General features: G+C 61.7%; 24 protein-coding genes. 9 read left to right on the top strand and 15 right to left on the bottom strand.

Annotated features, from left to right (window positions below):
- Positions 1 to 1,032: a methylmalonyl Co-A mutase-associated GTPase MeaB gene (meaB, locus tag IHE39_RS17385; RefSeq protein WP_192567354.1), complete on the top strand. Its 1,032-nt coding sequence runs from the start codon at positions 1 to 3 to the stop codon at positions 1,030 to 1,032.
- Entirely contained in the window at positions 1,019 to 2,728 is a 1,710-nt protein-coding gene (locus IHE39_RS17380) for a methylmalonyl-CoA mutase family protein (RefSeq protein ID WP_192567353.1), read from the top strand. Before meaB ends, IHE39_RS17380 begins: the two co-directional genes overlap by 14 nt.
- Positions 2,729 to 2,925: 197 nt before the next feature.
- Here IHE39_RS17380 and IHE39_RS17375 read toward each other — a convergent pair whose 3' ends face one another.
- The 8 genes from IHE39_RS17375 to IHE39_RS17340 all read right to left on the bottom strand — a co-directional run bounded on the left by IHE39_RS17375 (position 2,926) and on the right by IHE39_RS17340 (position 10,860).
- Positions 2,926 to 3,744 (bottom strand): ABC transporter permease, encoded by an 819-nt coding sequence (locus IHE39_RS17375; protein ID WP_192567352.1) that lies wholly within the window; start codon positions 3,742 to 3,744, stop codon positions 2,926 to 2,928.
- Positions 3,741 to 4,940, bottom strand: a complete 1,200-nt coding sequence (locus IHE39_RS17370) for an ABC transporter permease (RefSeq protein ID WP_192567351.1) — start codon at positions 4,938 to 4,940, stop codon at positions 3,741 to 3,743. The genes IHE39_RS17375 and IHE39_RS17370 overlap by 4 nt, the downstream gene beginning before the upstream one ends.
- 79 nt (positions 4,941 to 5,019) lie before the next feature.
- Entirely contained in the window at positions 5,020 to 6,066 is a 1,047-nt protein-coding gene (locus tag IHE39_RS17365; RefSeq protein WP_192567350.1) for an ABC transporter substrate-binding protein, read from the bottom strand.
- 102 nt (positions 6,067 to 6,168) lie between these two features.
- A complete protein-coding gene (locus IHE39_RS17360) occupies positions 6,169 to 7,314 on the bottom strand; it encodes an ABC transporter ATP-binding protein (RefSeq protein WP_192567349.1) in 1,146 nt (381 codons plus the stop codon).
- Positions 7,311 to 7,970: a flavodoxin family protein gene (locus IHE39_RS17355; protein ID WP_210327604.1), complete on the bottom strand. Its 660-nt coding sequence runs from the start codon at positions 7,968 to 7,970 to the stop codon at positions 7,311 to 7,313. The genes IHE39_RS17360 and IHE39_RS17355 overlap by 4 nt, the downstream gene beginning before the upstream one ends.
- Positions 7,970 to 8,893 carry a 3,5-dioxohexanoate:acetyl-CoA acetone transferase gene (gene kce / locus IHE39_RS17350; protein WP_192567348.1) on the bottom strand — a complete coding sequence of 308 codons (924 nt, stop codon included), beginning with the start codon at positions 8,891 to 8,893 and terminating at the stop codon, positions 7,970 to 7,972. Before kce ends, IHE39_RS17355 begins: the two co-directional genes overlap by 1 nt.
- A gap of 13 nt (positions 8,894 to 8,906) precedes the next feature.
- Entirely contained in the window at positions 8,907 to 9,692 is a 786-nt protein-coding gene (locus tag IHE39_RS17345) for an enoyl-CoA hydratase-related protein (RefSeq protein WP_192567347.1), read from the bottom strand.
- A gap of 10 nt (positions 9,693 to 9,702) precedes the next feature.
- Entirely contained in the window at positions 9,703 to 10,860 is a 1,158-nt protein-coding gene (locus tag IHE39_RS17340) for an acyl-CoA dehydrogenase family protein (RefSeq protein WP_192567346.1), read from the bottom strand.
- 175 nt (positions 10,861 to 11,035) lie between these two features.
- On the opposite strand from IHE39_RS17340, the gene IHE39_RS17335 reads away from it, so the two are divergent.
- Complete coding sequence (locus IHE39_RS17335; protein ID WP_192567345.1) at positions 11,036 to 11,602, top strand: cupin domain-containing protein; 567 nt, start codon at positions 11,036 to 11,038, stop codon at positions 11,600 to 11,602.
- Positions 11,603 to 11,610: 8 nt separating this feature from the next.
- Here the strand turns inward: IHE39_RS17335 and IHE39_RS17330 are convergent, their stop codons facing one another.
- Both IHE39_RS17330 and IHE39_RS17325 read right to left on the bottom strand, forming a co-directional pair.
- Positions 11,611 to 12,369: an SDR family NAD(P)-dependent oxidoreductase gene (locus IHE39_RS17330; protein ID WP_192567344.1), complete on the bottom strand. Its 759-nt coding sequence runs from the start codon at positions 12,367 to 12,369 to the stop codon at positions 11,611 to 11,613.
- A gap of 4 nt (positions 12,370 to 12,373) precedes the next feature.
- Entirely contained in the window at positions 12,374 to 13,183 is an 810-nt protein-coding gene (locus tag IHE39_RS17325) for an acetoacetate decarboxylase family protein (protein ID WP_192567343.1), read from the bottom strand.
- A gap of 154 nt (positions 13,184 to 13,337) precedes the next feature.
- Between IHE39_RS17325 and IHE39_RS17320 the strand changes: the two genes are divergently transcribed.
- From IHE39_RS17320 to IHE39_RS17310, 3 genes are all read left to right on the top strand, one after another.
- Positions 13,338 to 14,492: an acyl-CoA dehydrogenase family protein gene (locus IHE39_RS17320; protein WP_192567342.1), complete on the top strand. Its 1,155-nt coding sequence runs from the start codon at positions 13,338 to 13,340 to the stop codon at positions 14,490 to 14,492.
- Positions 14,493 to 14,704: 212 nt separating this feature from the next.
- Complete coding sequence (locus IHE39_RS17315; protein ID WP_192567341.1) at positions 14,705 to 16,081, top strand: phenylacetate--CoA ligase family protein; 1,377 nt, start codon at positions 14,705 to 14,707, stop codon at positions 16,079 to 16,081.
- 103 nt (positions 16,082 to 16,184) lie between these two features.
- A complete protein-coding gene (locus IHE39_RS17310; RefSeq protein ID WP_192567340.1) occupies positions 16,185 to 16,490 on the top strand; it encodes a N,N-dimethylformamidase alpha subunit family protein in 306 nt (101 codons plus the stop codon).
- A gap of 266 nt (positions 16,491 to 16,756) precedes the next feature.
- On the opposite strand, the gene IHE39_RS17305 is transcribed toward IHE39_RS17310, so the two are convergent.
- Genes IHE39_RS17305 through IHE39_RS17285 form a run of 5 tightly spaced genes read right to left on the bottom strand, consistent with a single transcriptional unit; the run spans position 16,757 to position 22,522 of the window.
- On the bottom strand, positions 16,757 to 18,868 hold the full coding sequence (locus tag IHE39_RS17305; RefSeq protein WP_192567339.1) for an acetate--CoA ligase family protein: 2,112 nt from the start codon (positions 18,866 to 18,868) through the stop codon (positions 16,757 to 16,759).
- A gap of 26 nt (positions 18,869 to 18,894) precedes the next feature.
- Positions 18,895 to 19,653, bottom strand: coding sequence for an enoyl-CoA hydratase/isomerase family protein (locus tag IHE39_RS17300; protein ID WP_192567338.1), 759 nt, complete (start codon positions 19,651 to 19,653; stop codon positions 18,895 to 18,897).
- A 25-nt stretch (positions 19,654 to 19,678) separates the two neighbouring features.
- The gene (locus tag IHE39_RS17295; protein ID WP_192567337.1) at positions 19,679 to 20,524 is read right to left on the bottom strand and encodes an amidohydrolase family protein; all 846 of its coding nucleotides are present in this window, start codon (positions 20,522 to 20,524) and stop codon (positions 19,679 to 19,681) included.
- 46 nt (positions 20,525 to 20,570) lie between these two features.
- A complete protein-coding gene (locus IHE39_RS17290; RefSeq protein WP_192567336.1) occupies positions 20,571 to 21,302 on the bottom strand; it encodes an SDR family NAD(P)-dependent oxidoreductase in 732 nt (243 codons plus the stop codon).
- A 23-nt stretch (positions 21,303 to 21,325) separates the two neighbouring features.
- Positions 21,326 to 22,522, bottom strand: coding sequence for an acyl-CoA dehydrogenase family protein (locus IHE39_RS17285; RefSeq protein ID WP_192567335.1), 1,197 nt, complete (start codon positions 22,520 to 22,522; stop codon positions 21,326 to 21,328).
- Between the two features lie 139 nt (positions 22,523 to 22,661).
- Here IHE39_RS17285 and IHE39_RS17280 point away from each other — a divergent pair, with 139 nt between their 5' ends.
- The 3 genes from IHE39_RS17280 to IHE39_RS17270 are packed head-to-tail and all read left to right on the top strand — an operon-like array spanning position 22,662 to position 25,358.
- Positions 22,662 to 23,411, top strand: a complete 750-nt coding sequence (locus IHE39_RS17280) for an electron transfer flavoprotein subunit beta/FixA family protein (RefSeq protein WP_192567334.1) — start codon at positions 22,662 to 22,664, stop codon at positions 23,409 to 23,411.
- Positions 23,412 to 23,435: 24 nt separating this feature from the next.
- Positions 23,436 to 24,365, top strand: a complete 930-nt coding sequence (locus IHE39_RS17275; protein WP_192567333.1) for an electron transfer flavoprotein subunit alpha/FixB family protein — start codon at positions 23,436 to 23,438, stop codon at positions 24,363 to 24,365.
- 57 nt (positions 24,366 to 24,422) lie between these two features.
- A complete protein-coding gene (locus IHE39_RS17270) occupies positions 24,423 to 25,358 on the top strand; it encodes a 3-hydroxyacyl-CoA dehydrogenase NAD-binding domain-containing protein (RefSeq protein WP_192567332.1) in 936 nt (311 codons plus the stop codon).
- The last annotated feature ends 17 nt before the right edge of the window (positions 25,359 to 25,375 follow it).

The following is a 25,375-nucleotide window of genomic DNA, read 5'->3' as shown; positions in this document are numbered from 1 at the left end:
ATGGCTACGACCTGGCGCCGCCTGCTCGCCAAATCGCTGAGTGCCATCGAAAACAGATCGCCCGGTTGGCGCGAGGTGCTGGCCCGAGCCTATGCCGAGCAACAAGACAGCCTGGTGCTCGGCGTGACAGGCCCGCCTGGCGTCGGCAAATCCACGCTCATCGACGCGCTCGCCGCCGAATGGTGCGGCCAGGGACACCGCGTCGGCATCATCGCCGTTGATCCCGCCAGCCCCTTCTCGGGCGGAGCAGTCCTCGGCGATCGCGTCAGGATGCGCCGCTGCGAGGATCTCGACGAGGTCTTCATCCGCTCCATGTCGGCACGCGGCCATTCCGGCGGCCTGACTGAAGCGGCGGTCGATCTTTCCGCCGTCATGGCCAGCTTCGGTGTCTCCCGCATCCTGCTGGAAACAGTAGGCGTCGGGCAGAACGAAGTCGACGTGGCCTTTGTGGCCGACTGCACGCTTGTCGTCTCCGTTCCCGGGCTTGGCGATTCCGTCCAGGCTGCGAAGGCCGGGCTGATGGAGGTGGGCGACATCTATGTCGTCAACAAGGGCGATCTGCCCGGGGCGGCAACTGTCAAGCACGACCTAGGCAACATGCTGGCGCTGGTTTTCGCCGGCCGTCCCGGCCGCAACGAAGGAAAAGCTGACCGCTCGATGCTTGCTGCGGTGCCCGGCGCGACACGGCAACGGATCGAAGAACGCTATGGCGATGCGACCCTGTCCGGCGGTGCCTGGCACCCCCCGGTCGTTACGGTCACCGCGTCCGACGCCGGCGTGGCGGGCAAGCTGATCGAGGCAATCGAAGCGTGCGCGGACTGGATCGACGACAGTGGTCAGCACGAGCGCCGGCGCCGGCACAACCTCGCGAGGCACCTGCGTTCCATCCTGCAGCGGCGCCTGCTCGACCGGCATCTAGGAGCCGGCAACGCCGCAAACCTGGACGACCAAATGCAAGAAATCATCGCAGGCCGCAGCGACCCGCATCGCGCCGCCGAGCGGATAATGGACAAAGATCATGCCGACGAATGACATTCCGGACACCCGGCGAGAAAGCGCGTTGGCGTCCGACGTTTCGCGCGAACATGTGAGGTGGCTCAGCGAATCCTACGCGCCGGCCATCGACCATCTGCCGGAGCGCAAGCAGTTCGAGATCGACATTGGGCGTGTGATCGAGCCGCTCTACAGCCCGAAATCTCTCGCCGACGTCGGCTTCGACTATGTGACAGATGTCGGTTTTCCCGGTGAATACCCCTTCACGCGCGGCGATTCCGCCGCGATGTTCCGAACCGAGCCCTTCGTCGTTTCCGCCTATGCCGGGTTCGGCGAGGCGACCGATTGCAACAAGCGTTTCCGCAAACTGATCGACCTAGGCGTCGAGCAGTTGCTAATCGCCTTCGACCTGCCGACGCAATGCGGCTACGATTCCGACGACGTCATGTCGACCGGTGAGGTCGGCCGCGTTGGCGTGTCGATCGACACGCTTGCCGACATGGAGCTTTTGTTCGAAGGCATCCCGCTCAATTCCATCAAGCGCGTCGGCACCCTCGGCAACTCCATCGGCCCTATCGTGCTCGCCATGTTTGCCGTGGTCGGTGAAAAGCAGGGGCTCGCCTCAAGCGACTATGTCATCAACCTGCAGAACGATCCACTGAAGGAATATCTCGCACGTGGCACGCAGATCATACCGGCCGGTCCGGCAGCCAAGCTCGCCGTCGATCCCGTCGTTTGGTGCGCGGAGCACGCACCGGGCTGGTCGCCGATCACCGTCTGCTACAATCACCTAAACGCCGGCGGCGCCGGTTCCACCTGGGGTGCAGCACTCGCGCTTGGCAACGCCATCCACTATCTCGACCTGCTCGTCGCCCAAGGCCACGACATCGACAAGGTTGCGCCGTTGTTCCACATGTTTCCGGACGAGCGCCACGACTTCTTCGTCTCGGTAGCCAATCTGCGCGCTTTGCGGCGGGTGTGGGCACGCCTGCTCAAGGAGCGTTACGGCGCCCGCGATCCGCGTTCGATGGCGCTGAAAACAACCGTCTATGGCCACGGCCAGGAGGCGCTGCAGGAACCCCTCAACAATATCGTGCGCATCGGCTTCGGCACGCTCGCTTACGTTCTCGGCGGGGCGAGCTACGTCTACATTGCCTCCTATGACGAGGCGGTCGGCACGCCGACCGAGGAGACGGTAAAGGTGGCCGTCCGCACCCAGCAGATTATTGCCCACGAACACGGTTTCCTCGACACCATCGACCCACTCGGTGGCTCCTATTTCATCGAGACCCTGACCAAGCAGACCGCCGACGAAATCTGGGAACACATCAAGCGAATCGACGAGATCGGCGGCGCGCTACGGGTCATCGACGGCGGCTTCGGTCGGGAGATCATGAACCGGGGCGCCCAGCGGCGGCAGCAGCGGCTCGATCGCGGCGACCGGCCCTGGGTGACAGTCAACAAGTGGCCGCAGAAGCCAGACGTGCCCAACAGTGCCTTCCGGATGGACCCCACGACGACCGGCCGCCAGCACCAGCGCACCGCGCGAATCCGGCGCGAGCGTGACAACGCCCGAGTTCAGCAAGCGCTGGACGCGATCGACCGCGCCTGTGTGAGCGGCGAGAACATGGTGCCGGCAACGATGGAGGCGGTGCGTTCCTACGCGACCGTCGGCGAGATCGCCGAGCGTTGGCGGCACCATTTTGGCACCTTCGAGCCGGCGGCTTCGTTTTGAGGGAGCCGTCCATGGTCAGAAGATCCCGCCCCGACAGCTGCTACAAGTCGACTGCCATCCGGGCCATCATGCTCGCCTCGCTGACCGTGTTGGCGGCCTACGCCGTCTTGGCAGCAGCGCTTTACCTCTGAAACGGCAAGGCCGCGCCTTCGATGGAGGCACGGCCTGCAACTTCGAGGTGGAAGCCGGTGATCCGTCTATTTCTTTTCCCCTGCAACAACGATCCGGCGGCGCAACAGCTCGACAGCGATGATGGCTGCGGTGGCGACCACGATCAGCATGTTGGCGATGACGGTTACAGACGGGCTCATCTGTTCGCGGATGCCACTGAACAGTTCCTGCGGCAACGTGCGGACGCTCGGGCTGCCGAGGAACAGCACCAACACGATTTCGTCGAAGGAGGTGAGGAAGGCAAAGATCGCACCTGAAACGATGCCTGGGGTGATGATCGGCAGCATGACATGCCAGAACGCCTTCGGCGGCGCGGCGCCGAGGCTGGCAGCCGCCAGCATCAGGCGATTGTCGAACACGTCGAGACTGGAGAGCACGGCAATCACGACAAACGGCGCCGAGATGGTGATATGGCCCAGCACGATGCTGGTCATCGACCCACCCAGCCCCACGCTGGCGTGGAAGATGAACATCGCAACGGCCGCAATGACCGCGGGCGTGACGATCGGCACGCTGATGACTGCGAGTGCGATGCCACGCACCTTTGGGGCCAGGCGCCAGATGCCGATGGCCGCCGCCGTTCCCAGTGCGACTGCCACCACGGTGGTAATCGAGGCGATGATCAAGCTGTTACGTAAAGCATTCAGCCAGATCGGATTGTGGAACACATCCTGGTACCAGCGCAGCGAATAGCCTGGTGTCGGCAGGACCAAAAGCGTTCCTGAGGTGAGCGATACCGGGATCAGCACCAGCAGCGGCAAGAGCATGAAGGCGAAGACAAGCGCAGCCGAAACACGCACAAAAATCGTCCAGCCTCGCCCCGAGGCAGCGCGGTTTGCGTTCATGTCACTCTCCTGATCATGGGGCCGATGACGCGCTGGCTCAGCATCACCAGCGCCAGCATGCCGCCCAACAGCCAGGCGCTGAGCGCCGAGGAAAGCGACCAGTTGATCGACTGGTTGGTGTAGAAGGCGATGAACGAGCTGATCATCTGGTCGTTCGGCCCGCCAACGAGCGCGGGCGTGATGTAGTAGCCGATCGACAGAATGAAGACGATGAAGCCGCCTGCCCACATGCCCGGCACGGTGAGCGGGAAGATGACGTGCATGAAAGCGCGTACGGGCGGCGCCCCAAGATTGGCCGCGGCCTGGAAATAGGACTTAGGGATGGCCCTGATCGAATTGCACAATGGCAGCACAAGGAACGGCAGCATCACGTGTACCATGACCAGGATCACGCCGAAACGGTTGAACACCAGTTGCAGCGGTGCGTCGGCGAGACCGGCCCACATTAGCAGGCTGTTCACCGGGCCGTTGCCCTGGAGGACGATGATCCACGCAGCGGTGCGCGCCAGGATCGACAGCCAGAACGGCACCAGCACCAAAAGCATCAGCCAGCTGGCCGTACGCGGGGTCGCCATGGCGATGACCCACGCAACGGGGTAGCCGATGATGATGCAAATCAGCGTTACGGTGAACGAGATCGCCAAGGTGCGCAGGAAGATCGGCAGGAACAGAGCGTCGTTGCCGGTCTTTAGCTCGAGCTTGTCGGCTTTGCGCTGCACATCGACCGCAGCGAGCAGGAAGGTGGAGGTCGCCACCCTGGTCTCGTGCCTCAGAAGCTTCCAGGTCGCCGGAGCGCCCCATTTTTCGTCCGCTTCGATCAGCTTCGCCTTCGCCTCGGCGGGTGTAGCTAAAGTCAGCTCGCGCGCGGCAGCGGTTGCCTTGCGCACAACAGTGCGCATGCCAGGCTCCAGCGCATTCAGGCGGCGTCCGAGGATCGCGGCCGCTTGCGCCGAGGCATTCAGATCTGAAACGAGAGCGGCATAGACCGGCTCGTCCGGCAGGCCCTCGCCGTCCCATTGGCCAAGTGCGATCGACGTTGCCGGAATGGTGTTGGTGATTTCGGACGTGCTTGCGCTGCGCAGCAGGAAGGAAGCAATGGGATAGAAATAGAAGACAAGCAAGAACGCAAAGAGCGGTGCGATCAACAGCAAGCTGGCTGCCCATCTGGTTCGCATTGTCCTGGTCAGAAAGGTCACGTCTTTCTCCGAGAAGAAGCGGCGGCCGCCGTTCGACGACCGCCGCCAGCATTGGGAGGATGCTAGATTTTCAGTTCGGTTATTGCGCGGCCCAAGTGTTGAAACGCTCGGTCAGGCTGTCCAGGTTCTCGACCCAGAACTCGTCGTCCACCGGCACGGCGTTCTTCAGGCGATCGGGGATCAGCGGAAGCTGCGCCTTGACGTCATCGGAAAGGTGATCGAGCGAAGCCAGGCTGGTCGAGCTGTAGAAGGTGCGCTTGGTGTATTCCGCCTGGAGTTCGGGATGCTCGTCGATGAACTTGATGTACTCCATCGCCTGGGCGGCGTTGGGGCTGCCCTTCACGACGACCAGTTGGTCGGTCACATAGGTGTAGCCGGCGTCCCATGCGATCTTGAAGTTCTTCTTGTCGGTGGCGTTGGTGGTGGCGATGCGGCCGTTCCACGCATAGGTCATGACATACTCGCCACTGGCGAGACGACTCAGGAACTCGGCACCCGAATTCCACAACAGAATTTCCTTCTTGATCGAGTCGAGCTTGGCGAAGGCGCGATCGACACCTTCCGGAGTGCGCAGCACCTTGTAGACTTCGCTGACCGGAACGCCGTCACCCATCAAGGCAACCTCAAGCGCACCCTTCGGCGTGTTCCACAATCCGCGCTTGCCGGGGAACTTTGTGGTGTCGAAAAAATCTGCCCAGCTGGAGGGAGGATTGCTAGCGAAGCGATCGCCGTCATAAGCGAGAATGTTGCCAGCGGTGTAGAAGCCGTAGCCGCACTCGCCATGGACATGGTCGACATATTTCGACTTGTCGATCTGGCTCCAGTCGAGCTTTTCAAACAGCCCTTCCTCGCAGCCGATCACCGCTTCCGCTGATTCCTGATCAAGCAGATCCCAGGTGACATTGCCGGACTCGACCATGCTGCGAACCTTGGCCAGCAAGGGCGTCTGGTCCTCCAGCACCTTCTTGCCGGTTGCCTTGGCATAGGGCTCGAAGTAGGCCGCACGCTGCGCATTCTGGCCGACACCACCCCACGCAACGATGGTCAGATCGCGCGCCGCCGCCATGCCCGGCTCCAGTGTGAAAAGGCCAGCTGCGCACGCAACTGTGGCTACATATTTCTTCATGTCCTCACTCCCTTATTGCGCCCGGTTCCGTCGAGCAGATGTTTAATTAACTAAACTCTAACGGAAAGGAGGGTGCTCGTCCAGTGGCGTGTTTGATATTTTCTACAACTTTGCGATTTCGGTCGACAGGACATGGCAGTCCAATCCCGACCAATAGAAGGATGTTGCCGAGCCTGGAGCGAAGTCGCCACGCTGAGCCTTGTTGGAAATTTTCACCGTGATGACGTCGCCATTTGCCAACCGACAGCGGAGCCTGAGGTGGTCGCCGAGATAGATCTTCTCCGAGACCTGCACATCGAACTTGTTGGGCAGGGGCGGGATGGGATGGTCGAGCACCGCATTTTCAGGCCTGAATGCAACCAGAACTTCGGTGCCGATCTGGTGTTGGTGTTCCGAAACGGCGCGAACAGTCACGCCGCCGCAATCGACCTCGTGTTCATGGCCCTCATGGCCTTTGACGATGCCGCGCAGCTGGTTGTTGTCGCCGATGAAGTCCGCGACAAAGGCGTTGGCAGGGCGCTCGTAGATGTCATTCGGCGCCGCGATCTGCTGGATCTTGCCATGGGCGAAGACGGCGACCCGGTCGGACATGGTCAGCGCCTCGGATTGATCGTGCGTGACATAGACGACCGTGATGCCAAGCCTTTCATGCAACTGCCTGATCTCGATCTGCATGTGCTCGCGCAGCTGCTTGTCGAGGGCACCTAACGGCTCGTCCATCAGCACCAGACGCGGCTCGAAGATCAGCGCACGGGCCAGCGCGATACGCTGCTGCTGGCCACCTGACAACTGCGTCGGACGCCGGTCGGCGACCTCGGGCAGGCGCACCACGTCAAGAATGTTCTTGACCCTCTGCTCGCGCTCGACCTTGCCGACCCCACGCATGCGCAGCGGGAAGGCGAGGTTCTGGGCAACGGTCATGTGCGGGAACAGCGCATAGTTCTGAAACACCATGCCGATGTTGCGCAAATAGGCGGGGACGCCGACAATGGAGGTGCCATCAAGCTCGATGCTGCCTTCATTGGGCTGCTCGAAGCCGGCCAGCATCATCAGGGTCGTAGTCTTGCCGGAACCGGATGGCCCTAGCAGTGTCAGGAACTCGCCCTGGAAGATATCGAGGTCGAGATCGGCTACGACGCGCGTCTTGCCATCATAACTCTTGTTGACCTTGCTGAAGCTGCACAGCACCTTCTTGGCAGGGGCGTGCGCGCCAGCATCATCGGGAAGTCGTTGTGCGAGTCCAGTCATTTGGGCTCTCCTGTAAGCCAGACAGTGCCGGGTCGCGGCGTATCTATCCTGAAGTCGGTGGCGCGGATACCGAAGAGGTCCGAACCGATTTTTCTCGCCTGCCCAAGCGGGTCAGCCGGGTCGCGCTCGATCTCGCCACGACGGTTGCCGACGGCATTCATCACGGCAACAAGCGAACCATAGGTGTAGCGGCAGAAGTCGGACATCTGCTGGACAATGCCGACGCTCATGCCAAAGTTGCTCTCCTCCGACGACAAAAGCAGCACATATTTTTTACCGCTGAGTTGGCGCAGGACATCGACGGAGCCTCGGTGCCGCTGGCTCGTGTAGCAGACCAGCCGGTCGACGACACATTTGAACTGCGCCGGTAACCCATACCAGTAGATCGGCGTAGCAATCACGACGGCACTGGCTGGCAGTATGTGCTCCAGCAACAACTCGCCGTAGCGGTCGTCGATGCTGCACTCGCCGTCCGCGTTGCGGCAGTCACGGCAATCACGCAGGAAGCCGCTGACGAAATCGACGATATGCAGCGTTTCGACCTGATGCCCAGCCGATGCGGCACCTTCGGCCAAGGCATTGGCAAGCCGGCTGGAGTTGCCGTCGCGACGTGGACTGGCGATCAGACTGCATATCCGTTCGCCCGGCATCGTCATCAGCCCACCCTGCCCTTCAGTTTCAGCGTCCGCCGCGCATCTTCGGGCGTAGCTATCTCGCAAGACAGCTCGGTCAGGATGCGTACAGCCTTCTCCACTTGTTCGGCATTGCTCTTGCAGAGCTTGCCGGCGGAAATGAACAGGCTGTCTTCCATGCCGACACGAACATTGCCACCCAAGATGGCGCCACCCGCAGCGATCTGCATCTGGGCCTTGCCGCCCGCCAGAACAGAGAAGCGATAACGGTCGCCGAACAGCCGGTCGGCAGTGCCCTTGAGGTGGACAAGCTCCTCGAGCGATGCGCCGATGCCGCCGAGGATGCCCATCACAAACTGGATCGCATATGGCGCCTCGACCAGGCCTTCGCGCTCGAAGAAGGACAGCGTGTAGAGGTGGCCGACGTCGTAACACTCGAACTCGAAGCGCGTACCGAGCGGCGACAGCAGCTTGACCGTATCTTCGATGTCCTTGAACGTGCTCTTGAAAACGAAGTCGCGGCTTTCCTCAATATATTCGCACTCCCAGCCATGCTTGAACTCAGTGTGCTTGCGCAGCAGCGTGTGCATGGGGAAATTCATCGAGCCCATGTTCAGCGAGCAGATCTCGGGCTTGAGCTCGACGGCTGCGGCGAGGCGCTGCTCGACGCTCATGTTGTTACCACCGCCTGTGGTGATATTGACGACGACATCGCAAGCGTCGGTGATGCGGCTGATGATCTCGCGATAGAGCTTTGGATCGGAGGCCGGTTCGCCGGTTTCCGGATTACGGGCATGAAGGTGGACGATCGCCGCACCTGCCCGAGCCGCGTCGATCGCCTGGTCAGCGATTTCCTTCGGCGTGACCGGCAGATAGGGCGACATGCTCGGCGTATGGATCGAGCCGGTGATCGCGGCGGTGATGATGGTCTTTTTGGATTCGCTCATGGCCTGCAGTCCCTTACCGGCCGGCCCAGACCGGCGCACGGCCTTCGGTGAATGCCGTCGGTCCCTCGATGAAATCGGACGATGCCATCATCCGCTTGTGTACCGGCAGATCGAGGCCGGCGAGGCCAGTCAACGCTTCGCGGTCGGTCATCACCTCTGTGGCACGAACGACCTCCTTGGTCGCCTGGACCGAGAGCGGCGCACCCTCGGCGATCTTCTCGGCAAGGGCTATCGCGCGCGGCATCAGCTCCGCGCTGTCGACGATCGCATTGATCATGCCCCAACGCTCGGCTTCCGCGACCTCGAACCAGCGGCCGGTCAGAAGGATTTCCATGGCGATGCGCTTGGGCAGCATGCGCGGCAGGCGCTGGACGCCGCCGGCGTCGGCGATGAAGCCGCGCTGCACTTCAGGGAACCAGAAGCGAGTGTTGGGTGTGGCCAGCACCAGGTCGCAAGCGAGCGCAATTTCCCAGCCGCCGCCGACGGTCAGGCCATTGAGGGCGGCGATAATCGGCTTGTTGCAATTGAGCAATTCCTGCAGGCCGGCAAAGCCGCCTGCGCCGTGCTCCTCATTGTCCTTCACGCCGCTGGCCGCCTCGTTCATATCCCAGCCACCGCAGAAGAATTTGTCTCCGGCCCCGGTCACGATGGCGGCGACCAGACCGTCGTCCTCGCGGAAAGCCTTGAACGCAGCAGTCAGCTGTTCGCTCATGGCGATGTTGATCGCGTTCGCCTTGGGGCGGTTGAGCGTGATGATGTTGATCTTGCCGAGACGCGTCGACTTGACGAGAGTTTCCAAGGTTTTCCTCCTACTGCTTATACGGGCGCGTCAGTTCGCGCGCGATCATGTGGCGCTGAATCTCCGACGTGCCGTCCCAGATTCGCTCGACGCGCGCATCACGCCAGAAGCGCTCGATCGGCATCTCCTGCATCACACCCATGCCGCCGAATATCTGCACGGCGTGGTCGGCGACGCGACCTAACGTTTCGCTGCCATACATCTTGGCCATGCCGAGCAGCGCCTCGCTGCCCTCGCCGCGATCCATCTTCCAGGCACACTGAAGCATGAGCAGTCGCGCCGCCTCGATCTCGGTCGCCATGTCGGCGAGCTTGAAACCGATGCCTTGATGCTCGGCGATCGGCTTGCCGAATGTCTTGCGGGTTGCCGCCCACTCCAGCGCCATTTCGAGGATGCGCTCGGAACGCCCAACGCAGTTGGCAGCAATGGCGAGGCGGCTGGCGAACAACCATTCCTTCGCAACGTCGAAACCGCGATGCATCTCGCCCAGAACCTGGCTCCCGGGCAGCCGGCAATCGGTGAAGAACAGTTCGCATTGATGATAGCCGCGGTTGCCGACGGCACGGCCCATGCGCCGCACCTCAAATCCAGGCGTCCCCTTGTCGACGAGGAAGGAGGTGATCAGCTTGCGCGGACGCGGACCGTCGGTCATGCCGCTGACGGCAAAGACGATGGCGAAATCGGCAACGTCGGCATGGCTGATGAAATGCTTCGAGCCATTGAGGATGAAGTCGTCGCCATCTGCTGTCGCTTGGGTTGAGATGTTGTTTGCGTCGGAACCCGCACCCGGCTCGGTTAGCGCAAAACAATCGACGCGGTCGCCCCTCACAGTTGGCTTGAGATAACGTTCGATCTGCTCGCCGGCACAGGCCTTAAGGATGGGCGCCGGGCGCAGTACGCAACTCGCCAGGGACAGGCTGACACGTCCCAGCTCGCGCTCGAGCAGGGCGAGCTCGATATTGTTCAGTCCAGCACCGCCGACTGCTTCGGGCATGTTTGCCGCATAAAGACCCGCCTCACGCGCCAGATCCTTGAGTTCGAGGCGCAGTTCATCCGGAACCTCACCTGAGCGTTCGATATTTTCTTCATGCGGCATCAAATGCGTCGCTACGAAACGCCGCGCAGTCTCCGCAATCAGGGCCTGCTGACTGGTAAGTTCGAAGTTCACAAAGGCCCTCCCGCCATTCGGTGTGTTTGATTTTTTCTACATTACACACTTGAAAAAGACTGTCTAGAGAAGATTGACCGGGGCCGACCGGGCAAGCATCGCATATTACAGCTTGCCGATCAGGGAGAGTTCGGCATAGTTGAAAACCAGCAACAAACCGAAAAAGTAGGTCACAGTGAGCGAACCGAAACATGACTCGGATGGCGTCGGCGAACGGCTTGCCACCCTGCGCGCCGCGTATGGACTTTCGCAACGTGAGCTGGCCCGAAGAGCTGGCCTTACCAACGGGACAATTTCGCTTATCGAGCAAGGGGCAACCAGCCCGCAGGTCGCATCTCTCAAGAAGATATTGTCTGTTTTTTCCATCAGTATTGCTGATTTCTTCTCTCTTGACATGGAGAGTGCCTCCAACGTCTTTTTTAGCAAGGAAGACCTTGTCGAAATTGGCGGCGGCGACATCTCGTTCCTTCTCATCAACGGAAGAGACAAGAGCCGGAAGTTGCAGATGGTGATGGAGCGTTACGGTCCAGGCACCGATACGGGCGTTGAAATGTTGCAACATTCCGGTGAGGAATGCGGCATCGTTCTGAAAGGCTCACTCGAAGTGACCGTCGGTGTCGAACGCAAGATCTTGAAAGCGGGAGAGGCGTATTATTTCAACAGCTCCCTCCCGCACCGGTTCCGCAATGTCAGCGACGATATCTGCGAAGTCGTCAGTGCGGCGACGCCTCCGTCCTTCTGACGCGCCGATCAGTGAACATATGACGCGCCATTGACGTCGATGGTCGAGCCGGTGGCATAGTCGCCCAGTCCCGACGCCAGGAACGCGACGATGTTGGCGATATCCGCAGGGCGGCCGAAGCGGCCGGCGGGGATTTCCTCGAGCCACGGGCCGCGGCCGCTGACTTCGAAGAATTCCGAGGCCTGGTCGGTCTCGATGATACCGGGCGCCACCACGAAAGCCTTGACGTTGTCGCCGCCATAGTGGCGGGCGATCTGCCGGGTAAGCGAGACAAGGCCGCCTTTTGCGGCACCGTCATGCGGGCATGTCGCCGTGTCGCCGCGAAAGGCCGGGCGGCTGGCGATGTTGACGATCGAGCCACCGCCGCTTTGCTGGAAATGCCGAACCGCCATACGCGACAGGTGCGCCGGGCCGATCAGGTTGACATCGAGAACCTTGCGCCAGGCAGCATCCCATTCGGTATCCGCCGTACTGAGGTCGAGGTCGATGCGGATGGAGGCGTTGTTGACCAGCACATCGACCTTGCCCTTCCATGCCACTGCAGCTTGCCACAGGCGCTGAATGTCGCCGAGTTCGCCGAGTTCGCCCTGAACGGCGAGGCAGCGTTCGGCGCCAAGCTCGCCGCGGATTGCCTCGGCCGCAGCGCCACTGCGCCCATAGTGCAGGACGACATTAGCCCCCGCGGCGTGGCAGGTCTCGAGAATGGCCTTGCCAATGCCGCGCGATGAACCGGTGACGAGGATGGTCTTGTTCTTTAGGTCGATCATGTCGTCAGCTCCTACCTTCACTGTTTACAGTCCACCGGCCGAGAACTTCGGCGGGAATCTTTGTCATTTCAAAGCTGCTCCAGCGCGCGCCGAGCACCTTGCCATCGGCCAACGCACTGAGCCGATCATGCTCGATACGAAATGCGCCATGTCCCGACCAGACCTCGCCAAGGCGCAGATTCTGCATCGTCGTCCTGCAAAGTTCCACATCCGATACGGCTGGATTGCCTGGGCGCGGCAAAGTGCGGCGCGAGTAAAATACCGGCGTGCCAGCGACCGGCACAGGCGCCGCCTCGGCGCCGGTCTTGCCCAGTTCCATCTCCATCGAGAAGATCGGGCGGCCGTCCTGACAGGCCTGCGCGGCAATGATATCACCACTTCGCCAGCCGTTAAGTGCTGGGCGCCGGGTCATGGAGATTTCGCCGAGCCGCATCGAAAAACCGTAGAGCTCCCGACCGACGGAGAGTTGGGCCTCGGCGTCGGTCCACATGAACGGATCCCAGTTGCCACTGACACCATCGATCTCGGCGTTGAATGCAATCACCGCTTCGTGGAATTGCGAGCGACGCGGATTGCGGGCCGCCCATTCCCGTCCGAGACCACAATCAGAACGCAACGCATGCACAGTCAGCCGGAAGACCGGTGGGCCGGCAAGCGTCAGGGGTTCGGGAAAAAACGGTGCCAAAGAGCCCGAAGCGGCCTCGACATAGACACTTAGCGTTTCACCTTCGAAGTGCCATGGCGCGCGGCCGAAAGGATGCGCCCATCCGCCGACGTCGAGGAAACAGGCCTCGCCGTTTGTGCTACCCTCCATATCGTAATCCTTTTTGTGTTGATTTTTTCAAACATTTATGGGTATTTTCGACAAATAGGCAAGGGTGAACCCACCCAGCGACCTTATTTTCTAAACGGAGACGCGTCACATGGCGCCTAGCGCGACGCCCAGCTCCACTGCCGAGGACCAACAGTTGACCGACACCTCCCTCCGCACTTCCGTCCTCGCGACAGTCGACCGGTTCTGCCGCGAACATGTCCAGCCAGCCATTGCCGACATGGAACGCACCGCCGATTTTCCGTATGAGCTCTACCGGCAAGCAGGCGAGCTTGGATTGTTCCGTATCGATGTGCCTGAGGAGTTCGGCGGTATCGGCATGGACCATGTGTTGCCCCTGCTCGCTGCCGAAAGGATAGCGCGCACCAGCCCGGCCTTCGCCGTGACATTTGCCAATTGCGCCGACGTGCTGACCCCAATCATCGCCAAGGCGGCGCCTCACATCGCTCAATCGATCGTGCCCCAGGTTGCCGAAGGCTCAAAGATCCCATGCATCTCGATGTCAGAGCCGCTGGCTGGGTCCGATGTTTCGGCGATGCGGACGCGCGCGACAAAAGTCGACGGCGGCTACAGGCTAAACGGCCGCAAGATGTGGTGCACCAACGGCTCGGTCGGCGACGTCTTCGTAGTCTTCGCCAAGACCGATCCTGACGCGGGCTCCCGCGGCATCTCCGCTTTCCTGGTCGAGTATGGTGTGGCCGGTTTCGAGCGCGGCCGCGATGAGCCGCTGACCGGTCTGCGCGGCAATCCGACCAGCGAACTGGTGTTCGACGACGTCTTCGTGCCCGAGACCCACCGCCTCGGCGCAGAGAACGAAGGCTTCAAGATCGCCATGTTGACGCTCGACTCTGCACGTTTAAACGCGGCGGGAATGGCACTGGGTACGGCGACAGCCGCACTCGAAATCGCCCGCATCTATGCACTACAACGCCAGCAGTTCGGCAAGCCGATCTTCCAGCACCAGGGCCTGCAGTTCCTGATCGCCGAACTGGCGGCAGAAATCGAGATGAGCAAGGCCGTATGGCTCAAGGGCCTCGACGCGCTCGGTCGTGGCGATGCCAAGGAAACCACAGCCCTTGCCTCCGTCGCTAAGCTCCTGTGCACCGAAATGGCAGTTCGCGTGACCACAGAATGCGTGCAGATCATGGGCGCCAATGGCCTGTCGAAGGAGAATTCCGCCGAGCGACTGATGCGCGACTCGCGTGCCTTCCAGATCTTCGACGGCACGCCGCAGATCCAGCGCCTGCTGATTGCGCGCCATCTCGTCCGCGACGGCCTGATGATCTTCTGAACTCAACCCACCGACATCGCGCAGCAGGGCCGGTACGAGTTCACGAGCCAAGGGGAACCAACGACGTGCGGCGCCCAGTTTGTCATTGGGGTGGTGCTGGTAGTCGCAGGAGCCAGCCGCGGCTGACCGACGTCACTTCGGGCCGACGCCTGGAATTCCCATCGATCGGTCCGGATCGAGAACTCAACAAAAACGATCAACGAGGACCAAGGATGTTGCAAGCTTCCACCCCGCCCGAACGCGATTCCTGGGAGCGGCTGGAGCGTAGCGAGATACGCGCGCTCCAATTTCAGCGACTGCAGGGGCTGCTCGAATATGTCTCGACCACCAACGCTTTTTATTCGCGCGTCTGGCACGAGCGCGGCATCGACGTCACCACCATCAAGTCGCTGGAAGATTTCGCTGATCGCGTGCCGACCGTCGAGAAAGGCGACTTCATTACCGACCAGGTTACGGAGCCGCCCTATGGCAGCAGACTTAGGCACGTCATCAACCGACGCGATCCGCTGATGCTGTTCACGACCAGCGGTACCTCCGGCCAGGGTCAGGAACTGCACGGCCAGACACTGCGCGAATTGCAGGGCAGCTCGGCAGTCTATGCCTACATGTACCGCTGGGCCAGGCTGCGTCCAGGCGACACAGCCCTGCTGACGCTGCCGCTAACCATGCTCGGGGGTGGCCGGCTCGAATATCACGGCGCTCTCGACTACGGGCTCAACGTGCTGCCCGCTGGCAACTACGATGCGGAACGCAAGCTGGAACTCATCGAGCGCTTCAAGCCGAAAGGCCTGATCGGCACGACTTCGTATTTCTGGCATCTCGCCGCCCTGCGCGACCAAAGCGCCGACGTCTCAACCGTCGAGGCGCTGTTCTGCGGCGGCGAAGGCGCGTCGCTGCGCTGGTACGACCGCCTGGAGCGCGACTGGAATGCGCGGGTGTTCGACCGCTACGGCTCGACGCAGTCGCGCAACGACCACATGTTCACCTGCGAGGAAGGCACAGGCGACGAGCACAGGCCCGGCATGCTGCACAATGTCGACCCGCATGTACTGGTCGAGGTGATCGATCCAGCCACCGGCAAGCATGTCCGAGACGGCGAGAAGGGCGAGATCGTCATCACCAGCCTCTATCATTTGGACACGCCTGTCATCCGTTGCCGGATGAAGGATCTGGCCGTCTATCGCACCGGTTCCTACTGCCGTTGCGGCCGACCCTTTTGCGGCATTGAGATCGGCTCGATCAGCCGGCTCGACGAGATGTATCGAATCAAGGGCATCAATGTCTGGCCCCAGGCGATCGAGCAGGTCGTGCTCGGTTTCCAGGAAGTCGACGAATACGAGATTGTATTGTCGACGACCGAAGACGGCTTGGACAGGGCCGAGCTGCGCTTCATGCCGAAATCGGCGCTCGCGCCCGGTCGCAGCGCCGAGCTCTGCGAACAGATCGCCGGCGATATCCGCAGAAAGATTGCCCTGCGCTTCCAGGTAACGGCGCTTGCGCCCGAAACGTTGGCGCGCAGCCAGTACAAGGCCAAGCGCTGGAAGGACCAGCGCGACTACATCTCTGACGCGGCGCGAGAAGCGCGCTGAATAGATCCGCCCCGATCACCGCCAAAGGTTCGGCACCGGATACTACAGGCCCAGATCGAGTGCGGAAGAGCGGCGGCCACACGTCAAGTAAAGGAGACCGACGATGTACAAGCCATCCGCAGCAGAGCGCGATGTAGCTCTGCAGTTTCGCGATGCGCCCGGTCCAACCTACTCGATGGAGTTGCAGCGCATGCTGGACTATTTTCGCAGCGCCATGCCGATAGAAGGCCGCTATGTGCTCGCATGCACCATTCCGAACCGCGAATGGAAGGTCTGCCGGCTCACCGGGGTGCGCGGCCGCGCCACCGTCATCCTCGACAATATGCGCTTCGACAATCAGCGCGAGGCAGAATGGGAAGTGTTCAAGCTGCGCTGGAAGCAGGTGGTCGGCACGGAGCTGGAAGCGTGATCCGCAGGCGAGATCGAAGAATTATTTGCCAAGCTGCAGGTTCTTCGAACGGCTGGCGGCGTGCGGTGTTCTCGGCCGGCTCCATCGCTTGAGCCGGCAGCCTCTACCTAAACGAATACAGCAACAATGTCTCGCGGATCGCCGAAAACGTCATCCTGCCCTTTATCGACGAAACGCCGTTCCAACCTGCCCGTGGCGTGACGAGAACGTAAAAGAGCCACCGGCATCACTGTCGGCGGCTCTTTGTTGTGTTGTCGACAAGTGCCTCAACTCTTCAACGTCACCAAAACGTCCAGCGGAACGCACCCTTTTGGCGTCGCCAGCAGCGGGTTGATCTCAATGCCGGTGATGTCTTCCGAAAGATCGGCCACCAGTTGCGAGAACGAGGCGATCGTGGCCACGACAGCATCTATGTCGGCAGCAGCCGCACCGCGCAGGCCGCCGAGGATTGCTGCCGTCTTTAGCTTGTCGATGGCGCGGCGGATCTCCTCGCGCGAGGCCGGCGCCAGCACGAAGGCCACGTCCTTGAACAGCTCGACCAGGATGCCGCCGGCACCGATCATGACGATCGGCCCAAACTGCGGATCGATCAGCCCGCCGACGATCAGTTCAACGCCCTTGGGCGCCATCTCGACGAGAATCGCTTCCTTGCCGAGCCGGCCTGCCATGTCGTCATAAGCCGCCAGCACGGCCGCCTTGTCCTTGAGGCCGACGAACACGCCACCGACATCCGACTTGTGCAGGATGCCGGGCGCCGCCGTCTTGAGCACCGCGGGCAGTGGGAAACCCTCAAGCTTCTGCTCAAGCTCCTGCCTGTTGGCCACGCTGTGGTGGCACAGCGTCGCAATGCCCCAGTCCTGGACAAGCGCATAACCCGTCGCTTCGTCGAACGAACCATTTGCCTTGCCAAGGCGGCGCTTCCACCCCTCTACCACTGCCGTATCGATGATCTTGCTCGTCGTCGCGATCGAATCTGATGGGGGCTTGCGGGAAACAAGATGCTTCACAGCCCGCAACGCAGTGCCGACGCCATCAATCAACGGAATGCCCGCGGCATAAAGCTGGTTTGCCAGTTCGGTGCGCGGCAGCTTGCCGAAATTGGTGGCGACGAACACCGGCTTGTCGGTGGCATTCGCCACGTCGATGCAGGCGCCAACGAAACCACGCGACAGATGATCCTCCAGCGCGATGTCAAACAAGAACATACCGATGCCGGTATCCGGATCGGCCATCAGCGCGTTCAGACAGTCGCGATAGACACCGACATAGTCGCGGCCCGAGCCCCAGGCATCGAGCGGGTTGACGGGCTCCAGCCCATAGTCGAGCCTTTCGCGCAGCACGGTTTCGGTGGCTTTGCCGATCTGGGCGAAGCCGACCTTCTCGTCGTCGGCGAGGTCGATCAACAGGCCGCGCGCGCCCCCGGAATCGGTGATCGCAGCAAGGCCGCCGGATACGTATTTCTTCGGCGACGACAGCAGCGTTGCCGTCGCCGCCAGTTCGTCGACATCGCGGGCGCGGATGACACCGTAGCGGTCGAAAAGCGCCTGGTAGGCGGCGTCGTTGCCGGCGATCGCACCGGAGTGGCTCTCAGCCAGGCGAGCACTCTGGCTAGTGCGGCCAACCTTGACCGCGACCACGGGAACATCACGGTCGCGCGCCTTTTCGAGCGCCTTGGCGAAACCCTGTGGGTCGCGGATTGTCTCCAGGAAAAGTGCAGCGACACGCGTTTCCTCGAGGTCGAGCGCATAGTCGAGATAGTCGGCGACCGTGGTGGTCAGCTCCTGCCCAGCCGAGACGGCGAGGCTGTAGCCGAGCCGTCGGTCGAGACCCAGGAATGCGGCGAAGACCGCGCCCGAATGGCTGACGAAGGCGATCGGTCCCGAGGGCAGTTCCTCGATGGGGAACCAGCTCGCCGAGACGCGATGAGCCATGTTGTAGAAGCCCATGCAGTTGGCGCCGCAGATCGACATGCCATTGTTGCGGGCACGTTCGGCGAGCCTCTCGACCAGCTTCGGGCTGGTATCGTTTTCGAGATAGCAGCTGGCGAAGATCGTCGCCGCCTTGATGCCGCGCGCCGCTGCCTCGCCGATCGCTGCCTCGACGATGTCGTTGTTGACGGCAACGATGGCATGGTCGGGCGTGTCGTCGAGTGCCGCCAGGCTCGGAACACAGCGCAACCCGGCAATCTCCTCATATTTCGGGTTCACTGGAATGATCTTGCCGGTGTAGCCAATGCGACGGAGTTGGACCAGCGTGTCATGGCCTGGAGTATCGGGGCGTGGCGACGCCCCGATGACTGCGATCGACCGTGGCGACAGCAGCGCGGTGAGGTTCTGTCCGGACGCTACACCGCCGGCCGCATGCTCAATCAAACTCATCTCCTCCCTCACTTACAGCGATTCCGTCAGCTCTTGTACTTGGCCACGCCCTGCTCGACCGCATCGCTGCCAAGCTGGTTCATGTCGGCAAGATACTCCAGATGGCGTCCGCTGCGCGCCGGAATGCCGTAGCCGAAGCTCAGCAAATGCTTGGCAATCGACACCGTTTTGCGATCATGGCCGGTGGCGATCTTGTTTGCCAGGTCCATGGCGGCCGCTACAGCCGTGCCATCTTCGACCGCGCGGGCGACGAGGCCCCACTGCTCGGCTTCAGCACCGCTCAGCATGCGGCCGAAGATCACCAGTTCGCGGGCACGGCCGACACCGACAATGCGGGGGATACGCACGGTTCCTCCCCAGGACGGGAGCGCATTGATGGCGACTTCCGGCAAGCCCAGCACGGCGCCGCGGCCGGCGATGCGGTAGTCGCAAGCGGAAGCCAGTTCCAGGCCGCCGCCGAGGCAATACCCCTCAATGCCGGCGATGACCACGGCCGGATGCGCCTCGATCAAATCACCGATCTCCTGCCCTAGTTCTGTATGCAGCAGGCGCTCATCATAATTCTGATCGGCCATCTCCTTGAGGTCAGAACCGGCGCAGAACGCCTTGGTACCCTCACCGCAGAGCACAATAGCGCCGATGCCAGTGCGCTTGGCCGTGATCAGCGCGTCACGCAGCGCCTCCATCGTGGCATCATCGAGCGCGTTGCGGCGCCGCTCGCGGCGGATCATCAGTTTGGCAACGCCGTTTTCGAAAGTGGCTTCGAGGCCGGATTCTGCGCTCATAGTCAAACTCCTTGTAACAAGTGGATCAGAGGCCGAAGACGCGCTGGGCTGTACCGTGCAGAAGCGACGCCTCTGCCTCCGGCTTCAGGCCCAGAGCCTTCACCTGCTCGATCGATTCCTTCTGCATGATCAGCGGGAAGTCGGTGCCCCACATAACCTTGCCCTTGCCCCAGCTGTTGATGAACTTGACCAGCTGTGGCGACCAGTTCTTGGGCTTGTAAGCTGAGGTACCGATGAAGACGTTGGGATGCTTCCAGGCGAGCGCGATGGCTTCCTCGACCCAGGGCCAGCCGGTGTGAGCACAGACGATCTTCAAATTGGGAAAGTAGAGCGCGATTTTGTCGAGATGGATCGGCTTACCGTTCTCGATCGGCATTAGATCGACCGTATGGCCCATCGAGATCACCACCGGGACGCCGAGTTCCTCGCACTTGGCATAGAACGGAAAGTAGTAGGCATGGTCAGGAGGGAAACCGAAGCCATGCGGGTGGATGTGAATGCCTCGGAAATCGTGTTCGCGCACCAGCATTTCAAGCTCGCGCACACCGTCCATGCGCTTGCGCACATCCACACCGTAAAGACCAAAGATGCGCTCGGGCGCCGCCTTGCGAATCTCAATGACTTCCTCAGGCGTCGTGTGTTCGACCGGCTCAGAGCGCCAGTAGGACCAGGTGACGATCGAGGGTACCAGAAGCTTTTCCACGCCGATCTTGGACATCTCGGCAAGGAAGACCTCGGGATCGTTGCCAACCAGGTTGTCGGTCAGGCCGATTTGGGCGAAGCGTGCCGCCTCTTCCTCATTGTGGAGGTAGTTCTTGGCTATGCTGTCGGCAGTGAAATGATTGCACAGAAAGTCGATGGCCATGACCATGGCTGTGTTCCCTAGTTATGAGATGCGTGCGGGATCGGTTGCCCGATCAGATCATCGTCAGGCCGCCGCTGACGCTGTAGACCTGACCGGTGATGAAGTCGGCGTCCTTCGAGCACAGGAAAGAAATCATCGCCGCCTGTTCCGAGGGTTTGGCGAAGCGGCGGAACGGGATCGCCTTGACGACCCGGCCGATGACGTCCGGATCCTGCGCCAGCTCGAGCGCGGTTTCGGTCGGTCCGGGTGCGGTGCAGTTGATGTTCAGCCCGTAGCGGGCATTCTCGCGCGCCAGACTCTTGGTCCAGGCGATGACCGCCCCCTTCATGCCCGAATAGACCGCCTCGCCGCTCTGGCCGACCTTGCCGGCGTCGGAGGTGATATTGATGATCTTGCCCTTCTTGCGCTCGATCATCTCCGGCAGGATCTCATGCGTGACGTAGAGCAGCGCCTCGAAGTTGATGGCGATGGTTTTGCGCCAGTAGGCCGAGTCTTCCTTGACGAAGGGCTGCGTGCCGAACCAGCCGATCAGGTTGACGAGATAGTCGATCTGCCCGGCCATCTCCCTGGCCTTGTGCACGGCGGCACGTGCCGCCTTCTCGTCGGTCAAGTCGGCCCGGACAGTATGCAGTTTCTGGCCGGCATGACGTTTTGCCAGCGTTTCCAGACCCTCGCTGCTCAGATCAACCGCGACCACGGTGTAGCCGTCGTCCAGCAGACGCGCGACCGTAGCTTCCCCGATGCCCCCGGCGGCGCCGGTGGCGAAAACAGTACCCTTGCTCATGTCAGTCTCCAGATTGGTGCGGGCTACTCGGCCGCAATTCCCAGCGCCGCGATCTCTTCGTGCGAGATCTCCGGCAATCCATATTTCTCAAGATGACGGCCGATCAGCAGCTTCTGGATCTGGCTGGTGCCGTCAAACACCTCGAATGGCTTGCAGTCGCGCATGAAGCGCTCGACCGGATAGGCCTTGGACAAGCCATTGGCGCCCATCGCCTGGACGCATTCGGTCGTCACGCGCATCGCGGTTTCGGTGCAAAGCAGCTTGGCCATGGCCGCAATCGTGCTTGCCTCGCGGCTGCGTGACTGCTCGAGCATCGACATCGCCCGCTGCCAGATGGCGCGTGAGCCTGTCAGGCGAGCGGCACAGTCGGCCAACAGGAACGCCAGGCCCTGGTGCTCGATGATCGGCTTGCCGAACTGCACACGCTCTTTCGAATAGTTGATCGCACATTCAAGCGCACCGGTGGCAGCCCCGAGCGCCATGGCCGAACAATTGAGCCGGGCCTCGTCGAGTGTCGACATCGCGATCTTGAAGCCCCGGTTCTTCTCACCCAGCATCTGGTCGGCTGAAACGAAGACGTCCTCGAACACCAGTTCCGTGGCGGGGCTGCCGCGCAGGCCGATCAGGTCCTCGTTGCGGCCGATGGTGAAACCTTCGGCGCCACGCTCGACGATGAACGCCGAAATTCCCTTGTTGCCGGCTTCCGGGTCGGTCTTGGCAAAGACGGTGAAGACATCGCCGACACCGCCATTAGTGATCCACATCTTGCGACCGCTGATGCGATAGCCGCCTTCCGCAGCCCGCGCCTGGGTTGAGATCGAGGCCGCATCCGAACCCGAACCGGGCTCGGTGAGCGCGAAGCAGGGAATGGTCGTGCCGGCGGCAATGCCTGGCAGCAGACGGCGCTTCTGCTCGTCGCTGCCGAAATTAACGATCGGGGTAACCGCATCGCCGCAGTTGGAGAAAATCAGCGCAAAGGACGGGCTGACACGGGCGATGATGTCGGAGATCAGGAGCGGCGTGACCATGTCGGGGCCGATGCCGCCATACTCCTCGGGCACCCACAGGCCGAATACGCCGAGGCTGGCGGCTTCGCTGTAGAGGTCAGCTGGAAAGGTGTTTGTGGCGTCGATCTCGGCAGCGCGCGGGGTGACGCGATCGGTGACGAAACGCTCGACGCTGGCCAGGATCTGTTTGCGGAATTCGTTATCGATAGGCATTTGGGGGCACCTGTTTTTCAGTCGCCTCACCATAGGGCGGTTTGATTTTTTAAACAAGACCCTTTCTATATCCGCAATTATCCGATATTTTGCCCATATAAGTCGATTATTTTTTACAGGCAACAATTGAGGCTGTTTAATGAAGGCACTGGTGACGGTAAAAAGAGTGGTCGATCCCAACGTCAAAGTCAGGACCCTGACGGACGGCTCGGGCGTCGAACTCGCCAACGTCAAGATGGCGATGAATCCGTTCGACGAGATCGCGGTCGAAGAGGCGATCCGCCTCAAGGAAGCCGGCAAGGTCGGAGAGATCATCGTCGTTTCGATCGGACCTGCCCAGGCGCAGGAAACGCTGCGTACCGCGCTCGCCATGGGTGCCGATCGCGCGATCCTGGTCAAGGTCGACGAAGCCGTCGAGCCGCTCGGCGTCGCCAAGGTGCTGAAGGGCGTGGTCGAGGCTGAGAAGCCGGGCCTGGTGCTGCTCGGCAAGCAGGCGATCGACGACGATTCCAACCAGACCGGCCAGATGCTGGCAGCCCTGCTCGGCTGGGCCCAGGGCACCTTTGCCTCGAAGATCGAACTCGCTGGCGACACGGCCAATGTGACGCGCGAAGTCGACGGCGGCCTGCAGACGGTGGCGCTCAAGATGCCGGCGATCGTCACTGTCGACCTGCGCCTCAACCAGCCGCGTTATGCCTCGCTGCCCAACATCATGAAGGCCAAGAAGAAGCCGCTCGACGAAAAGTCGGCCGCCGATTTCGGCGCCGACGTCGCTCCGCGCCTCAAGGTTTTGAAGACCGAGGAGCCAGGCGGCCGCAAGGCGGGCATCAAGGTCAAGACCGCCGCCGAGCTGGTCGACAAGCTGCGCAACGAAGCCGGCGTTTTGTAAGCGAAGCGGAAAGGGATCAACAACATGGCAATTCTCCTCATCGCCGACCACGACAACGCTTCGCTCTCCGACCAGACCGCCAAGGCGCTGTCGGCGGCGCTCAAGATCGGCTCCGACATCGACGTGCTGGTTGCCGGCAAGGGCGCCAAGGCAGCCGCTGATGCTGCTTCCAAGCTCAAGGGCGTGCGCAAGGTTCTGCTCGCCGAAGCCGACGAACTGACCGAGCGCCTCGCCGAGCCGATGGCAGCGCTGGTCGTTGGGCTCGCCCCCAACTATGACACCATCGTTGCGGCAGCGACCTCGACCGGCAAGAACGTCGCCCCGCGCGTCGCCGCCCTGCTCGACGTCGCCCAGGTCTCGGAAATCATCGAGGTCGTCTCGGCCGACACCTTCAAGCGCCCGATCTATGCCGGCAACGCCATCCAGACGGTGCAGGCACCTGATGCCAAGAAGGTCATCACCGTGCGAACCGCCTCGTTCCAGGCCGCACCCGAAGGCGGTTCCGCCGCTGTCGAGACCGTTGCGGCAGCCGCCAATCCGGGCCTGTCGACCTTCGTCGAAAACAAGCTGTCGGCGAGCGATCGTCCTGAGCTGACCTCGGCCAAGATCATCATCTCGGGTGGCCGCGCGCTCGGTTCGTCGGAGAAGTTCCAGGAAGTCATCCTGCCCGTCGCCGACAAGCTCGGTGCAGCCGTTGGCGCCAGCCGCGCTGCCGTCGACGCCGGCTACGCCCCCAATGACTGGCAGGTCGGCCAGACCGGCAAGGTGGTGGCGCCCGATCTCTACATCGCCTGCGGCATTTCGGGTGCGATCCAGCACCTCGCCGGCATGAAGGACTCGAAGGTTATCGTCGCCATCAACAAGGACGAGGAAGCCCCGATCTTCCAGGTTGCCGACTACGGCATCGTCGGCGACCTGTTCGTCATCCTGCCGGAACTCGAAAAGGCGCTTTGAGCGGGATGTCAGCGACCGTTGCCGCCGATAGATTGCCGGAATTGAAAGGGAGTTGAAATGAACGAAATAAGGACTATCGCGGTGGTCGGCACAGGCACCATCGGGGCCGGCTGGGCTGCCTACTTCCTGTCGCGAGGGCTGGTGGTGAAGGCTTTCGATCCCAATCCAGGAAGCCTTGCTCAGCTGCCGGAGAAGATCGCCAAAGCATGGCCGATTCTGCGCGGCCTCGACGCCTCGGTGCCCGAGCGCATCCCCGAGATCGTGATCGCATCAAGCCTCAGCGAAGCGCTGGAAGGCGTCAACTTCGTGCAGGAAAGCGGGCCGGAAAGCGAAGAGCTGAAGATCAGGCTGTTTGCCGAGATGGATGCTGCAGCACCGCATACGGCGATCATCGCCTCGAGTTCGTCGAGCCTACTCGTCTCGCGGCTGCAGTCGGCCTGTACTCATCCCGAACGCTGTCTGGTCGGCCACCCTTTCAACCCACCCTATCTCATTCCGCTGGTCGAGATCGTCGCCGGGCCCAAGACCGCCGAATGGGCTGTTGCCAAGGCAGAGGCCTTCTATCGCGATATCGGCAAGCAACCACTGGTGCTTGCCAAGGAGATATCTGGCTACATCGCCAACCGGCTGCAGAACGCGATCTTCAAGGAAGCGATGCATCTGATCCAAACGGGCGCCGCCACCGTAGAAGACGTTGACAATGCTGTGCGGTTCGGACCGGGCTTGCGCTGGGCCTTCATGGGACCATTCCTGACCTACGCGCTCGGCGGCGGCACAGGCATGCGGCGCTATTTCGAGATATTTGAAGAAGAGATCGCAACCAGTTGGGGCGAGTTGGGGCAGCCGACAATGACCGACGAACTGCGTGAGACGGTCATCGCCCAGGCAGAAACCTTCTTCGCAAAACGATCTGTCGGCGAAGTGGCGGCACGCCGCGACGAAGCGCTGGTCAATGTGCTCAAGGCCGCCTCGGCCCTCGATCTGACCAACTGAAGTTCGCGAAAAGAAGG

This window comes from Aminobacter carboxidus (assembly GCF_014863355.1).
In the GTDB taxonomy this organism is placed as follows: Bacteria; Pseudomonadota; Alphaproteobacteria; order Rhizobiales; family Rhizobiaceae; genus Aminobacter; species Aminobacter carboxidus.
The sequence above is the reverse complement of the archived record's forward strand: the minus strand, read 5'-3'. Positions and strand labels throughout refer to the sequence as shown.

Bases quoted from the DNA above. Each gene is read 5' to 3' on its own strand.
- meaB (WP_192567354.1), top strand. From the start codon at position 1: ATGGCTACGACCTGGCGCCGCCTGCTCGCCAAATCGCTGAGTGCCATC.
- IHE39_RS17380 (WP_192567353.1), top strand. From the start codon at position 1,019: ATGCCGACGAATGACATTCCGGACACCCGGCGAGAAAGCGCGTTGGCG.
- IHE39_RS17375 (WP_192567352.1), bottom strand. From the start codon at position 3,744: ATGAACGCAAACCGCGCTGCCTCGGGGCGAGGCTGGACGATTTTTGTG.
- IHE39_RS17365 (WP_192567350.1), bottom strand. From the start codon at position 6,066: ATGAAGAAATATGTAGCCACAGTTGCGTGCGCAGCTGGCCTTTTCACA.
- IHE39_RS17360 (WP_192567349.1), bottom strand. From the start codon at position 7,314: ATGACTGGACTCGCACAACGACTTCCCGATGATGCTGGCGCGCACGCC.
- IHE39_RS17355 (WP_210327604.1), bottom strand. From the start codon at position 7,970: ATGACGATGCCGGGCGAACGGATATGCAGTCTGATCGCCAGTCCACGT.
- kce (WP_192567348.1), bottom strand. From the start codon at position 8,893: ATGAGCGAATCCAAAAAGACCATCATCACCGCCGCGATCACCGGCTCG.
- IHE39_RS17330 (WP_192567344.1), bottom strand. From the start codon at position 12,369: ATGATCGACCTAAAGAACAAGACCATCCTCGTCACCGGTTCATCGCGC.
- IHE39_RS17325 (WP_192567343.1), bottom strand. From the start codon at position 13,183: ATGGAGGGTAGCACAAACGGCGAGGCCTGTTTCCTCGACGTCGGCGGA.
- IHE39_RS17315 (WP_192567341.1), top strand. From the start codon at position 14,705: ATGTTGCAAGCTTCCACCCCGCCCGAACGCGATTCCTGGGAGCGGCTG.
- IHE39_RS17310 (WP_192567340.1), top strand. From the start codon at position 16,185: ATGTACAAGCCATCCGCAGCAGAGCGCGATGTAGCTCTGCAGTTTCGC.
- IHE39_RS17305 (WP_192567339.1), bottom strand. From the start codon at position 18,868: ATGAGTTTGATTGAGCATGCGGCCGGCGGTGTAGCGTCCGGACAGAAC.
- IHE39_RS17300 (WP_192567338.1), bottom strand. From the start codon at position 19,653: ATGAGCGCAGAATCCGGCCTCGAAGCCACTTTCGAAAACGGCGTTGCC.
- IHE39_RS17295 (WP_192567337.1), bottom strand. From the start codon at position 20,524: ATGGTCATGGCCATCGACTTTCTGTGCAATCATTTCACTGCCGACAGC.
- IHE39_RS17290 (WP_192567336.1), bottom strand. From the start codon at position 21,302: ATGAGCAAGGGTACTGTTTTCGCCACCGGCGCCGCCGGGGGCATCGGG.
- IHE39_RS17285 (WP_192567335.1), bottom strand. From the start codon at position 22,522: ATGCCTATCGATAACGAATTCCGCAAACAGATCCTGGCCAGCGTCGAG.
- IHE39_RS17280 (WP_192567334.1), top strand. From the start codon at position 22,662: ATGAAGGCACTGGTGACGGTAAAAAGAGTGGTCGATCCCAACGTCAAA.
- IHE39_RS17275 (WP_192567333.1), top strand. From the start codon at position 23,436: ATGGCAATTCTCCTCATCGCCGACCACGACAACGCTTCGCTCTCCGAC.
- IHE39_RS17270 (WP_192567332.1), top strand. From the start codon at position 24,423: ATGAACGAAATAAGGACTATCGCGGTGGTCGGCACAGGCACCATCGGG.